This window comes from Nitrospiria bacterium, assembly GCA_035498035.1.
Classification (GTDB): Bacteria; Nitrospirota; Nitrospiria; order JACQBZ01; family JACQBZ01; genus JACQBZ01.
Window position 1 is genome coordinate 1 of the sequence record DATKAN010000022.1, and the last position, 14428, is coordinate 14428.

The 14428-nt window shown below is 60.5% G+C and carries 10 protein-coding genes; 4 read left to right on the top strand and 6 right to left on the bottom strand.

Features of this window, described 5'->3' with window-relative positions; genetic code table 11:
* From VMN77_03585 to VMN77_03600, 4 genes are all read left to right on the top strand, one after another.
* Positions 1–1859: DNA topoisomerase VI subunit B (locus VMN77_03585; protein ID HTN42859.1), on the top strand; the 1859-nt coding region annotated here is incomplete at its 5' end.
* Positions 1822–2928: a DNA topoisomerase IV subunit A gene (locus VMN77_03590; GenBank protein HTN42860.1), complete on the top strand. Its 1107-nt coding sequence runs from the start codon at positions 1822–1824 to the stop codon at positions 2926–2928. The genes VMN77_03585 and VMN77_03590, both read left to right, overlap by 38 nt.
* Positions 2929–3169: 241 nt before the next feature.
* Entirely contained in the window at positions 3170–3586 is a 417-nt protein-coding gene (locus VMN77_03595) for a choice-of-anchor X domain-containing protein (GenBank protein HTN42861.1), read from the top strand.
* 169 nt (positions 3587–3755) lie between these two features.
* The gene (locus VMN77_03600) at positions 3756–4091 is read left to right on the top strand and encodes a hypothetical protein (protein ID HTN42862.1); all 336 of its coding nucleotides are present in this window, start codon (positions 3756–3758) and stop codon (positions 4089–4091) included.
* A 13-nt stretch (positions 4092–4104) separates the two neighbouring features.
* On the opposite strand, the gene rlmD is transcribed toward VMN77_03600, so the two are convergent.
* The 6 genes from rlmD to bamA form a co-directional block, all read right to left on the bottom strand.
* Entirely contained in the window at positions 4105–5412 is a 1308-nt protein-coding gene (rlmD, locus tag VMN77_03605) for a 23S rRNA (uracil(1939)-C(5))-methyltransferase RlmD (GenBank protein ID HTN42863.1), read from the bottom strand.
* A 135-nt stretch (positions 5413–5547) separates the two neighbouring features.
* A complete protein-coding gene (locus tag VMN77_03610) occupies positions 5548–6921 on the bottom strand; it encodes a sigma-54 dependent transcriptional regulator (GenBank protein HTN42864.1) in 1374 nt (457 codons plus the stop codon).
* 30 nt (positions 6922–6951) lie between these two features.
* Positions 6952–9210: an ATP-binding protein gene (locus VMN77_03615; GenBank protein HTN42865.1), complete on the bottom strand. Its 2259-nt coding sequence runs from the start codon at positions 9208–9210 to the stop codon at positions 6952–6954.
* 292 nt (positions 9211–9502) lie between these two features.
* Positions 9503–10117, bottom strand: coding sequence for a DUF4390 domain-containing protein (locus tag VMN77_03620; GenBank protein HTN42866.1), 615 nt, complete (start codon positions 10115–10117; stop codon positions 9503–9505).
* The gene (locus VMN77_03625; protein ID HTN42867.1) at positions 10114–11538 is read right to left on the bottom strand and encodes a tetratricopeptide repeat protein; all 1425 of its coding nucleotides are present in this window, start codon (positions 11536–11538) and stop codon (positions 10114–10116) included. Before VMN77_03625 ends, VMN77_03620 begins: the two co-directional genes overlap by 4 nt.
* Before the next feature lie 9 nt (positions 11539–11547).
* Positions 11548–14385 (bottom strand): outer membrane protein assembly factor BamA, encoded by a 2838-nt coding sequence (bamA, locus tag VMN77_03630; protein HTN42868.1) that lies wholly within the window; start codon positions 14383–14385, stop codon positions 11548–11550.
* Positions 14386–14428 lie beyond the last annotated feature (43 nt).

The window sequence follows — 14428 nt, forward strand, 5'->3', positions numbered from 1 at the left end:
CGACCCCGAAGTCGAAATCGAACGCCGCCGTCCCCAAGACCGCGCCCCCGCCGGCCGTGAAAGTCCCGAAGCCGGCCCCGACCGTCTCCGCGGTCGAGATGGGCGCCCGCCAGCGGGAAATCTCCGTCTCGGAATTTTTCACAAAGAACCGCCATCTGCTGGGTTTCGACAGTCCGAGGAAGTCCCTCCTCACCTGCGTGAAGGAGGCGGTGGACAATTCGCTCGACGCCTCCGAGGAGGCCGGAATCCTTCCGGAGGTGACCGTGAAACTGGAGACGGTTCCCGTCAACGGGGAGACCCCCGCCCCGAGCCAGGCCACGCGCTTCCGCGTTACAGTGGTGGATTACGGCCCCGGGATCGTCCGCGAGCAGATCCCGCCGATCTTTGCGAAGCTGTTGTACGGCTCCAAATTCCACCGGCTCCGGATGAGCCGCGGGCAACAGGGGATCGGCATTTCCGCGGCCGGCATGTACGCGCAACTGACAACGGGCAAGCCCGTGCGGATCATCTCCAGGACGGGACCGAAGAAGCCGGCCCATTACTTCGAAGTTCAAATCGATACGAAGAAGAACGAGCCGCGCATTCTGGAGAAAAAACAGGTCGAGTGGGAACCCCACCGCGGTACGCAGGTGACGCTCGAGATCGAGGGGCGCTACCAAAAAGGGCGCGCCTCGGTGGACGAATATCTCGAGCTGACCTCGATCGCCAACCCGCACGTTCATCTGGTCTACCAGACGCCGGAAGGGGAGACGAAGGACTATCCGAGGACCTATCCCCAGCTTCCCACGCCTCCGCGCGAAATCAAACCGCATCCCTACGGCATTGAATTCGGCATGTTCCTCAAGATGCTCCACGACACACGGAGCCACTGGATGTCGGGCTTTCTGGCGGGGGATTTCAGCCGGATTTCTTCGACGCTGGCCGAGGAGATCTGCCGGAACGCGAAGATCCCCCCGCACACGCGGCCACGGGATCTGCGCGGGGATCGGGCCGAGGCCTTGTACAAGGTGCTGCAATCCACCAAGATCATGGCGCCGCCGAGCAACTGCCTTTCGCCCATCGGGGAGAAAGCGATACTGACCGGGCTCTACAGACAGATCAAGGGCGAATTCTACACCGCCGTCAGCCGTCCCACGGCGGTCTATCGCGGCAATCCCTTCGCGATCGAGGCCGGGCTGGCCTACGGCCGCGGGCCGGAAGAGGCCGCGAAGAAAACCGAGGAGGCGGAGGCCCCGCGGGCCCCCCTGGCGGAAGGCGAGGAGCGGGAAGGGGATGAGGAACTGGCCCGCGTGATCCGCTACGCCAACCGCGTCCCGCTGCTCTATCAGCAATCGGCCTGCGCGACGTTCAAGGCCGTCCTGGACACCAACTGGCGAAACTACGGCGTCGCCCAGTCCAAGGGCGCGCTGCCGGCCGGGCCGATGGCGATCTTCGTCCACATGGCCTCCGTATGGGTGCCGTTTACGAGCGAATCGAAGGAGGCCATCGCCGATTACGACGAAATCCGGAAGGAGATCCGCCTGGCCCTTCAGGAATGCGGCCGGCGGCTGGGGGTTTTTCTCCGGAGGCGGGAGCGCGCGAAGAGCGAGTTCCGCCGGCGGAATATCTTCGAACTGTATATCGAAGAGGTCGCGGAGGCCTGCGGCCGCCTCAAGGGAGGCAAGCTCCAGGTGAACAAATTAAAAGACCAGCTCCAGAACATCGCGACGAAGCGAACGGGAGGCGAGCGGACCGATCAGGCGCTGGGCAGGACGGAGAGCGGCCCGGAAGGGCTGCCCCACTCGATCATCGTGACTCCCGAGGGGGTTGAAGGAGTACCCTATGGCGAAGACCAAGCCGAAAAATCAGAGCCCGGTTGAAAAGAAATTGATCGGGGTGGCGGATGCGGTGATCACCGCCGCCGGGCGGCGACAGGACCCGACGCTGTCGATCCCCATCCGTTCCCTGTCGAACGTGAAGTTCAATCCCCGGAAGGGGATGATCGAGATGGGCCGGAAAAGGCAGGCCCGCACGTTCTTCAACGTCGGCATGGCGAAGAAATTCATGCAGACGGTCCTGGTGGCCGACGCGCTCGCGGAGCTGCAGCGCGCGAACCTCACCACCTCGTTGAGGGAGGTCTATTACCGGACCAAGCACACGATCAAGGATTCGAACGAGAATACCTTCGACGCCCAGACCGAGTCGGATCCCCTGATCGAGGATTTGGAGGTGGCGCTGGAGGCCCTTCGCGAGGAGCTTCACGTGCGCGCCGAAAACGCCGGGAGCATCGTGGGGCCGGTCGTCTTCGGGGACGACGGCGACCGGGTCGACTGCACCCGGCTGGGGAAGGGCGGTTACTCGGTGCCCTCGATCGTCGAGCCGGAATATCTTGAAATCAAAAAATGCACGGCCGATTTCGTGTTGCTGGTTGAAAAGGGGACGCAGTGGAACCGCCTGTCGGAGGACAAGTTCTGGCGGCGTTACAACTGCGTGCTTCTGACCGGCAACGGCCAGCCGCCCCGGGGGGTGAGGCGCCTGACCCGCCGGCTCCACGAAGAGAGGCGGCTGCCGGTCTACGTGCTGGTGGACAACGATCCCTGGGGCTATTACATCTACTCGGTGATCAAGCAGGGATCGATCAACCTCGCTTTCGAAAGCAACCGCATGGCGATTCCGAAGGCGAAGTTTATTGGATTGTCCAGCTCGGACCCGGATCGCTACGGACTGCCGCGAAACGTCGGGATCAAGCTCAATGATAAGGATATCGGTCGGGCCAAGGAACTCCTCGCCTATCCGTGGTTCCAGAAGGAGCCGTGGCAAAAAGAGATCAAGCGGATGCTCTCGATCGGCCTCAAGTACGAACTGGACGCGCTCGCCAACAAGGATTTTCAATTCCTGACGAAGCGGTATCTGCCACGGAAGTTGAAGGAACGGGACTGGCTGGATTAAGGGCTGGCAGGCTGCTGAAAAAGTCCATCTGCGTCGTTCTCGGTCCCTCGGAGTCCTCACGTACCTACCTTAGTACGCTCCGGGCTCCTCGGTCCCTGCGGCCCCGCGACCCACTTCCAGTCATAAAAATGCTGGAAGTCCCCGGAGGGGGCATCTGGAACTTTTTGAGCAGCCTGGATAGATTGGAGTTTTTCAACAACTTGTTAGATGGAAAATGTCGGGTTAGGGAGGAGATGAACCCTTGGGAAATTCGATCGCCCTTGCGGCATTTTCCCTGGTGATGCTTTCATTCTCTTCGGCGGCCGGGCAGGGTACCGGGCCGCTGATTTCGGACCTCCGGGTCGAACCCTCCTCCGGCGCTCCCGGTTCGTCGTACACCGTCTCGCTTCGCATCGATCGCCCGCGCGACCCGAAAGAGATCGTTCCGACCCTGAATGAGATCCGGGAAAACATGGAGAAGATCGAGGTGGCGATTCATGACGACGGTCTGGACGGCGACGCGGTGAAAGGAGACGGCCGTTATACGGGTCGAATCACCGTCCCCCAGACGGCCTCGCAGCAAACCCATCGCTTCAGGGTCTACATCCACGATGCGGCCGGTCGAACCAGCAACGTCCTGGAATACGAGTTCACCGTCCTGAAGGATGCGTCCGCTTGAACAAGGAGGCCGGGTCGGCAGGGGGGTTGACTTGGGAGGGGCATAAAAGGTAAAAAAGAGCCAATGGAGTCGGGGAAAAAACGGCATTCGAGGAGGGGCGATGGACAATCGTCGTTCCTTGGAACAGGATTCTACATTCCAAAACCGTTTCAACCATAGGAGGTTGAGAATGAAGAGAGGCGTGATGATCGCAGTGTTGTTCGCGGCATTCGTGTCGTTGTCGGGCGTGGGGCTGGCCGATATGACCGTAAAGGGGAAGGTGATCCTGATCAGCGGAATCAGCAGCGACATGTACACGGTCAAGACCGAAAACAACCAGGGGTTCGGGGGCAGCGAGGAGACGTTCTACGTCGATCCCAAGATGACCCAGAAGACCGGCGAGATCAAGGTGGGGACGGAGGTCGAGGCCGAGGTGAACCCCAACGGCACGGCGTACTGGATCAAGGCGGTCGGCGAGACGAAGAATGAATCGAAAACCGAGGCGAAGAAGCCCGGGGGGAAATGATCGCGTTAAGATCCTACCGGGGCCTGATCAGCTCCGCGACCGTTTCGAGATGCGCGGTCTGCGGGAAAAGGTCGATCGGCTGGATGCGGCCGGGGCGGTAGCCGCCGTCGGTCAGGATTTTCAAGTCACGGGCCAGGGTCGCCGGATCGCACGAGACGTAGACGATCCGCGACGGATTGAGGCGGGTCAGCGACTCCAGCGTTTCCCGGCCGACGCCCTCGCGCGGGGGATCGAGGATAATCCGCTCGAACATTTTCCCTTCCCCGATCAGATCCAGCACGGCCTGTTCAATCGGCTTGGCGATGAATAGGGCGTTCGGCAATCCCTGTTGCCGCGCGTTGTAGTTGGCGTCCTCGACCGCGATCACGTTCTCGTCAAACCCGGCCAGGGCCGAGGCCTCCCGCGCCAGAAAAATTCCAAAGGTGCCGATCCCGCAGTACAGCTCCAGGACCGATTCCCTTCCGGTCAGTGCGGCGAAGGTCTCGACCGTCTCGATCAAGGCGGGGATCTGCTCCCAATGGACCTGCGAAAAGGAACGATCGCTGATCCGAAACGGGACATCCTTAAACCGATCGATTAAGTAATCCCGGCCGCGGACCCGGCGGCGGCCCGTGCGGCTGTAATACACCTGGCTGACCACGTTCGGGGCGCCCTCTTCGAACGCCGTGAACAGCCTTTCCAGACGATCCGGAAGCTCGTCTTCCGCGAAATAACAGGCCTGCAATTCCCCGGTCCCGCCCGCGAAATGGAGATGGACGTCGGACAAAGACGAGAGACGGCCGGCCGGATCGGAGAAGACGGAACTCAAGACGGCCAGGGCCCGGTTCAGGGGCGGGGCCGCGATGCGACAGGATTCGATCGGCACGATCCGGTGCGAACGCTCTTCGTAGAACCCCAGGACGGACCGGCTTCGCGAGAAATCCGTCTTGAGCTGGATACGCGTCCGGTATTCAAACGGGCCGGGCGCGGGCCGGGGCGGGAGGATATCCGGGTCCGGGAGTTTTCCGATCCGTCGCAGATCTTCACGGAGGATCTCGACCTTGGCCCCCGCTTGGGCCGGGTAGGCGAGGTGCTGCCACTGACAGCCGCCGCATTTTCCGAACACCGGGCAGGGCGGCGGGACGCGGTCGGGGGAGGGCTTGAGGATCGTTTCCAGGCGGGCCTCGGCGTAGCCTTTCTTCACCGAGGCGATCCGGACCCGGACCGTTTCGCCGGGACAGACCCCCGGCACGAAGACCGCGCGCCCTTCCCAGCGGCCCAGTCCGGCGCCTCCGTCCACCAGCTTTTCGATCGTGAGCGTGATGAAATTGCCGGAGTTCAAGACGGATTCCTTATGGGCGGGTCCTGTCCTTCGGCAGCCCCGCCGTGCTCGCCACCCCGCCCGGTGTAAGGACCCCGGCTGCGCTCGGTGGGGCGCCCCGCCTGCGGTCACCCGCTCGGATTCCATGGAAGGCGATCAATCCCGGCCGTCTTCCTGAATGCCCAGAAGCTTGATCTTTCGATGGAGGTGGGTCCGCTCGATCTTGAGATCCTCGGCTGTCTTGGAGATGTTCCACTGGTTCTCCCGGAGCCGTTGCAGGATCAATCGCTTTTCGAAATCGGCCCGGGCCTCGCGCAGCGAACGGGGGCCGGAGTCGCCCGGCGTTTTGAGGGCGTCGACCGGAATGTGATCGGCGAGCGCATTGGCCGCCTCGTCTTCCGTAATCCGGGAATCGGGCGACAGAATCACCAGCCGTTCCACTAGATTCTTCAGCTCGCGGACGTTTCCGGGCCAGTCGTATCGCGTGAGCAGGGTCATCGCCTCGTCCGTCATGGCCTTGGGCCTCAGTCCCTGCTCGGCGGAAAGCTCCCGGAGGAAATGGTCCACCAGCAGGGGGATGTCCTCCTTCCGCTCGCGAAGCGGGGGCACGTGCAACGGGATGACGTTCAGTCGGTAATAGAGATCGTCCCGGAACGCGCCTTTTTTAATTTCCTCCTGGAGGTTTTTGTTCGAGGCCGCGATCACGCGGACGTCCACCTCGATGACCCGCGTGCCGCCCACGCGGGTGAACCGTTGCTCCTGAAGCACGCGAAGCAGCTTGGCCTGCGTGGGCAGGCCCATGTCCCCGATCTCGTCCAGGAACAGCGTGGCGCCGTGGGCCAGCTCGAAGCGGCCCTGTTTCATCGCCAAAGCCCCGGTGAAGGCGCCCTTCTCGTGGCCGAAAAGCTCGGATTCGATCAGCGGTTCGGGGATGGCGGCGCAATTAATCTCGACGAACGGCTGGTTGGCCCGGCTGCTGTGGAAATGGATCGCACGGGCCACCAGCTCCTTTCCGGTGCCGTTCTCCCCGGAGATCAGGACGCGGCTGTTCGAGGCGCCGGCCACTTTGATCGTCTCCCGGAGCTTCCGGATCGACGGGCTCTCGCCCACCATCACAAAGCGCCGTTCGACGGTCCGTTTGAGATTGAGGTTCTCGGCCTCCAGGTGCTGCTGGTAGAGGGCGTGATGAACCAGCAGGGTGACCTTGTCCAGCGAAAGGGGCTTTTCGATAAAGTCGTAGGCCCCCAGCTTGGTGGCCTTCACCGCCGTCTCGATCGAGCCGTGGCCGGACATGATCACGACCAGGATAAGGGGGGAAACCTTTTTAATCTGGGTGAGCGTCTCGATCCCGTCCATGTCCGGCATCCAGATGTCCAAAAGGACCAGCGACGGGGGATCGTCCTTGATCAGCCTCAGGGCCTCCGTTCCGCTCTGCGCCGTCAGGACCCGATAGCCCTCGTCCTTCAAGACCCCCGCGAGGGTGGTCAGGATGCTCGTTTCATCGTCGACGATCAGGATGGTTTTGGCCATGGGGTTGTTTTCGCGAGGCGCGCTCGACATCTAAGCCGCCGCCGGTTCGCCGGTGGGAAGTTCGATGACAACGCTGGTCCCCTTCGGCTCGCGGGGGGCGACCCGGATCTGGCCGTTGTGGTCGTTGATGATCCGGTGAACGATGGCCAGTCCCAGTCCGCTTCCGGTTTTCTTCCGCGAGAAGTGAGGGAGAAACAGTTTGTCGATGTCCTCCGCCTGGATGCCGACCCCCTCGTCCTCGATGATCACGGAGGCCTTGCGGCGGGGACGGTCGAAGTGGGTCGTGATCCAGATCCGTCCGCGGTTGGACATCGCCTCCACCGCGTTTTCGAAAAGGTTGACGAAGACCCGTTTGAGCTGTTCCCGGTCGATGTTCAAGACGGGCAGCGCGGAGTCGTAGGAAACCACGAATTCCAGATCCCGGTGCGCGGAACGGTATAGGAGGATCACCTCCTGGAGAATCGAATGGAGGTCGTTCGGCGAGGGCATCGGGGCCGGCAGCCTCGCGAAGTTGGAGAATTCATCGACCAGATGTTTGAGACCGGCCACCTCGTTGATGATCGTGGCGGTCGATTCGTCCACGATGGCCTTGAAATCGGGGGACTGCTCGAAATATTTTTTGCGCAGCCGCTGGGCCGAAAGCTGGATCGGGGTGAGGGGGTTCTTGATCTCGTGGGCGATTCGCTGGGCCACCTCTTGCCAGGCCGCCGCTTTCTGCCCCTTGATCAGCTCGGAAAGATCTTCCGTCACGATCACAAGACCGACGTTCAGGTCCTGATCGTCTTTCATTCGGGCCATGCTCACGCCGAGCGTGAGCGGTTTTCCCGCCACCACGATGTGCAGTTCCCGTTCGATCCCGTCCATCTGTCGGTTTTCCAACTCCTCCAACAGGTGAAGGAGCGGGGTCAGATTCAGGGCCTGGAAGGCATCGCGCGCCAGTTTCCCGGTGATCTCTTGTCCGCCGGTTAGGAAGATCTTTTGGGCGGCAGGGTTGATCGTGGTGATCCGACCGTTCCGGTCGAGAGAGATCACGCCCGTCGAGATGTTTTCGAGGACGGTTTCGATGTAGGCCCGGCGCCGGTCCAGCTCGGTGTTGGATTGACGCAGGGATTGATTGGCCTCCTCCAACTGTGTCTTGCTGATCCGGAGGTCTTTCGTCATCTTGTTGAACGATTGAACGACGAGGCCCAGCTCGTCCCGCGCGCGGACGTTGATTTTGAAATCGAGGTTCCCCTTGGCGATGGCCTCGGTTCCCTCGGCCAGCTTTTGCAGGGGGACGGTAATGCTTTTGGCCAGGTAGAACCCGAACCAGGTGGCCGAGAACAGGATGACAAGGGCGATCACGGCGAAGGAAAGGATGTAACTCTCCTTGATCGGGTTCTTGAAGGCCTTGAGCTGTTTATAGTCCTCGAATGATTTTGTGATCTCGTCCATCTTGGTGGCCATACCCCGCGGGATCAGGGTGTCGACCACCAGAACGCCGGCGATCTCGTCCGGGTCCGGGGAGTTCGGGGAGGCCCGGAGGGGAACCATCGCCCGGATCAGGTTGCCGAGGTCGGTGGTCGGTTTTTCGATCGTCTCCTCGCCTCCCATCGCTTTCCTGAGCACGTCTTTCGAGGGCGGAAGGAAAATCCTCTCCGGTATCGTGGAATCAAAGATCCGTAGGGGTCGGACGTCGGACCGGGCGGGGTAGAACTCCACGCCCTGAAGCCGATATTCCGACCGGCGGGTCTTGAGCATCTCCATGAGTGCGGAATGCCTTTCCGGATCCAGAAACGATCCCTCTTCGATCTGCCGGCCGATGATTCGGGAATAGTATCGTGCCGTTTCCTCCTGCTCCTGGTAATAAAGCCGCGCGGTTTGAAGGGCGCTGTCCAGGGGCCGCTCGACCTGGATCGAAAACCAGTTCTCGACGGTGCTGAACACCTGTCCGATGGAGACGATCAGAAAAAGTATCGTCGGAATCAGCGCAAATCCGACGAAGGCGGCGATGAGCTTCCCCCGAAAGCCCGCACCGAGAGTTTTCCGACGGCGTTCAAAATAATGTTTGATCAGGTTCCGCGACGACAACAGTCCCAGCAGGACGAGGAGGATCAGGTTCAGCTCGAGCAGGGTCAGGACCAGCACGTTGCCCGGAAAGAAGGACGGTGTCTCGATCTCGCGGAAGTAGAGCACCGTCAGGGTCACGGTCAGACTCAAAAACCCGAGAGTGATCCAAACCGGTCGCGCATGACTGCGCTTTCGCTGTTCGTCCGAGGACGTGTCTGAAGCCTGTGATTCGGGTGTCACAAAGTTTTCCTTTGACTATTGCGAGGGGCTTGCGTCGCCCCCTCCCCCGGCCAAGCCGGATGGAGCCTCCCCCTCTCTCTCGCCTTGCTCGCTAAGAAAACATCTAAATGCGAGGGGCTTGCGTCGCCGCCATTATCAGTGGGGGCCCGTGCGGGCTTTGCTCCTCCGATGCCCCCACACCCCGCGCTCGGACAGGCGAAGCCTGATCCTCGCTTTCGCCGGCCGAGCCGGATAAAGCCCCCCTTCTCGCTCGCCGTGCTCGCCGGAAATCTTCCCCATAGATCCGGTACGGCTACGGCGTTCTCCCCAGCGAGTAGAAGGGCGCCGAGTCCGCCCACGGAGTATCCAGTTCCAACGCTGGGATGAAAAAGAGGATGTATTCGAGGTAGAACGGGACATTCGTCGCGCGCATCTCGGCTTTGACGCTGACGTAGTAGGTATGTCGCGTTTTCAGTTGTCCGGGCGTTATAATTTTAACATGATCGATCCGGGAGATCAATGGGGCCATTTCCTCAAAGGATTGGACGGTTTTCTGGGTGATTTCCCCGTCCGTCCGGGTCGTGATCGAATACTGCTTTTTTAGAACATCGTATTTGATGGTGTGCTTGATCGTCTTGGAGAAGACTTCCTCGTCAAACCAGCCAGGCTGGCGCTTTTTCAGGAGGATGTAGTAATACAGATCCTTCGGAATTCCGTTGTTGAGGTCCTCCTGAAGGTTTCGGTTGTACCAACGGATCAGATCGGCCGTCACGGTCAAGGTTCCGTTGTCGATCACGGAGGCGGTCAACCCGGCGATGCGCTCCTCGCCGGCGACGGCAGGGCGGGGGGTCCCGGCCAGGGTAATAAGGACGACGGCCAGGACGCCGGCGCAATAATGAAGCGCCTTTCGATTCCGACCGCCGGTCATGGGGTCGCTCCCGCGACGGTTTCCTGCCAGTCCGACTGAAACGCTTCATAGGAAATCATGAACCGGTCCGAAAAGGCCTCCGCGAAATTTTTCTGCCGTCCGAGGTCTTCCAAAAGCTGTCCGACACGGAACAGGCCGTATCGGTCCACCAGCGCCTTGACGGCCGCGTAGCTTTCGGCGTAGGCAAGCGAGGCCTGGGCGTCGGTCAGCCTCTGGAAGCTCCCGTGCAGGGCCGAGAGCGGAACGAGCGGCGTTCCGGACCGGACTTGCCGGGCCAGGAGCTGCTCGCGGGGGGAAGCGCCCCCGCTCTCGAAATAAACCGCCAGGCCCTCGTTGAGCCATGTCGGAATGTCCAGGCCGCGGCTGATTCCGTGGACGACGGCATGCGTATACTCATGATACAGGACCTTCCTGAGCAAATCCGGATTTTGCTCGGCGCCGTCCATCGGGACGCGGATCTTTCCATCGTAGATCCCTTTGGTCCAGGAAGCGCTGCGGGTCACATCCTGAAACTGCTGGTCGGTATAGAGGATCACCGTGATGGGCTCCTCGGGATAATACGACAAGGCCTGTCCGAGATCGCGATAGGCTCCTTCCAGATCGCTGAGAACCTGCCGGGCCGCCTCCTCCCTCTCCCGTCCCTCGAATTTGACCGTAAAGGCCAGGGAGGCCTGTTGTTGGAAACTGCCCTGAACCCTGGCTTCCCGGCGGACCTGGGACAGGTGCTGACGGAGGGCCTGATCGGACGGGTCCAGATCGAGCCCCTTTTCATAATAGCCGATCGCCATTTCGATTTCATCCCGTTGATCGTAGATGTCACCGATGATCTTATACGCATTGGGCACCTTCGGATCCAAGCGGATCGCTTGTTTCAAGGTTTCCACGGCCCGATCGGGATCGTTCAGTCGGTAATAGGCCAGCCCCTCGCCCACGAAGAAGTCCGGCTCATCGGCGTCGAGCCGGATGGCGGCCTGGAAATTCTGCAGGGCGTCCGGATACCGCCGGCCGTCGAGCTGCTTCCAGGCCATGTTCCCTTTGGCTAGGGCGAGATTCCGCTGGATCGCCCGGTTTTCGGGCGCCCGTTCGTAAGCCTTGGCGAAAAGGTCGGCGGCCTCGGAATATTCCTCGCGGTTGTAATGGGCCAGACCTTCGTTGTTGAGCTGGACGGTCAGGATATCGGGATCCGAGATCGCCCCCGCTTTCGGGGATTCCGGTTTGGTCGAGGCGTAAAGCGGCGGTTCGTCCCCCGGGGGAAGGGGCCCGGGGTTCGAAAGAGCCCCCTTTCGAAGGGATCCGGTTGATCGGGCCTCCGGAGTCGGGAAGAGGAGCGACCAGGCAATCATCCCCGTAAAAAGGACGACGGCCAGCCCGAGTGCCGCGATCAGAAGGAGGCCGGTCCTGTTGGCTGCAGGTTCGCTCATGCGCGCAGACTAAAATGCGAATCCCAGTGTAAAGTGAAACTCACCCGGGCTCTCCTTGACCACGACGGGGCAGGCCGGGCAGAGGTTTTTTTCACGGTTCAGTTTATATCCGTAATCGAGCCGCAAGGGCCCCGCCGGGGTCCCGTACCATAGGCCCGCCCCGATGGTCGACTTGATCAGGTTGATGTCGACCTGGCTCGACAGACGGAAGACATTCCCCCGGTCGTTGAAGATCACGAGGCCCAAGTTGCCCGGCAAAAAAATCCGGATTTCGCCGTTGAACAGCAGCATGGCGTTTCCGCCGCTGAAGTCGACCCCGGAATTGGTGTCGTTGGGAATGATCGTCGCGCAGTTTTCTCCGTTGTGACACCGTGTCGGAATGATGCCCAGCTCGTCTTGTTGATAGCCGCGAACGCTGGTCCGTCCGCCGAGGAAAAACCGTTCGTTGGGGGGCAGCAGACCGGTGGACTGGGAATCCCCCGATGTGGACTCCGTTTTTGTCACCCCGAAACGATTCGAGACCCCCGCGCGGGCCGAAACCGCGACCACCATCCAACGCATGAGGGGATAGTACCAGCTGGACTGGACGGTCGCTTTGATAAACTGGACCTCGGACCCCAGACTCGTGGCGGCGTCCTGAAAAGCCACCCCGTTGATGAATCCCGTGGTCGGACTGAAGGGGTTGTCGCGGGTATCCCAGTACAAGGCCGGGGTCAGACTGCCGATGGTGGTATGCTGATCCTCCGGTAGTAATTCAACGCCATTCGTGTAAGTATCGACATCAAATTGGTATTGAAGGCTGCCTTTGACCGTGGGAGTCAGATTTTTTCCCAGCCCTGCGGTCGCTCCGGTCGTCGTCAGGGTGTAAGAGAGGCGTTCCTGGGTCTGTTCATAGCCGACCAGACGACCCTCCAGCTGATATCCGAGAAGCCAGGGCTCCAGATAGGTGGCGGAAGCCGAGCGAGAGATGGAACTGCCCTCGGCCCGTAGACTGAGTGATTGGCCCGTGCCCCAAAGGTTCCGGTGGGTCCACTGGGCAAACCCTCGAAGATGTTCCACATCGGCATAGCCCACTCCAAGATCCAGCGTCCTCGTGGGATTTTCCCGGACGGTCAGCCGCATGTCCTTCACCGTATCCTTGGTTTCGGGATTGAGGGGCGTGACGGGTTCGAAACGAACGTTGCCGAGGTAGCCCAGTTGTATAATCCGCCGGCGAGTAATCTGGATGCGGCTTTCGTCATACGGGTCGCCCGGTTTCACATCGAGTTCCCGGAGGATAACCTTGTCTTTGGTATAGGTGTTTCCGCTCAAAAATATCCGCCCGATCCGAACCTGCGGATTTTCCGAAATCCGGAACCGGATCCCGACCTGCGTGCGATCCTTGGAAAAATCCAGTTCGGGATCCACACGGGCATAGACGTAGCCGCTTTTGTGATAGAGCGCCAGAATTTCTTCCAGATCTTTCCGGACCGGAATCTCATTGTAGGGCTGCCCCGGACGAAGGTGGATCGTTTTCCGCAGTTGGGCCGGGGCCAAGGCTTGTTGGCCCTCGAATTGGATGTCGGTGATGAGCGTTCGCGGACCCTCGGCGATGGCGAAAATGAGATAGGCGACTGTCCTGGCCTCGTTATATTCCACCCGGGGTTCGACCTTAATTTCCTGGAAACCCTGTTCGTGATACCCCGCCAGGAGGATTTTGGCGTCGGAGTCCAGGCGGTCGGGAACCACGGTTCCGCAAAAGAGGGTGTTGCCGGGGCGTGTCTGGATGAGGTTCTGGAGCTGAAGGGGCGTAAAAAAGGTGTTTCCGAAGAAAAGGACGGTTCGGAGGCAGGCGAAATTTCCCGGGTCGATTTCAAAGACCGCCTCGATCGTTCCTTCGTTCGGAAGCTCCCGTTGCGTGTAGTCCACCTTGACAAAGGGAAAACCCTTGGATCGATAAAAATCCTCCAGGCGGTCCGCGCTCGCGCGAAAGACCTGATCGTCGTAACTGTGTTCCTCTTCGAAAAGCAGCAGGGGCGTCAGCTGGTTATCCGGGAAGGGACCGTTTCCCTCGAACCGCACCCTCAGTCTTGTTCCGGCTTCGATAGGGACCGTGATGGTCACCTCGTCGGTGGCCTCCTTGTATTGGATTTCGGGGGGACCGACGGAGGATTTTAAATAGCCGTTGGCATGATAGAAGCTCTGCAAACGCGCCAAATCTTCTTCCAGAATATCGGCCTGGTAAAATTCACCGCCGGTGGATCGGATGGTCTTTAACCAGAGTTGGAAATTGGAATACGCGGTGTCGCCGACGAATTTTGTCTCGCGAATTTTCGCGCGGGTTCCCTCGTTGACCCGCACCGTCACCTGGGCCTTGTTCGTTCCCGGTGTCTGAGAAACGTCGCTGTCGATTTTGGCCCGAAAATATCCCTTGCGCTGGAGAAAATTCAGGAGATTGGCGATGGCGGCCCGCCATCGTTCTTGCGTGAATTCCTCGCCGATTTGAAGGCCCATCGCCTCCTTGAGGGTTCGGGTCCAAAAGACACGATTTCCCTTGATTTGAAGATCGGACAGGAAGGTCTTCTCCGTGAACTGATATACGACGGCCACGCCCCCCTCGATGGGGTTGACTTCCACCGCGACATCGGTGAACAGCCCGGTTGAGTACAGGGAATTCAAACTCTGTCGGATCATCCGGCTGGAGTAGGGAATCCCGGTATGGATTCCCGTCAGCCGGCTGAGGGCCTCAAGCGTCATGCCCACTCTGGAATTGACCTCCAGGGATAGAATCGTCTGGCCCTCGAAGGATTGGGCGGTGGCGGGCGCGGGGCGGACGACCGAAAGCCATGCTCCGACGGCCCCGATCAAAAGACACCAATGCCAAAATCTAAAGCCATCTCGTTGTCCCCGC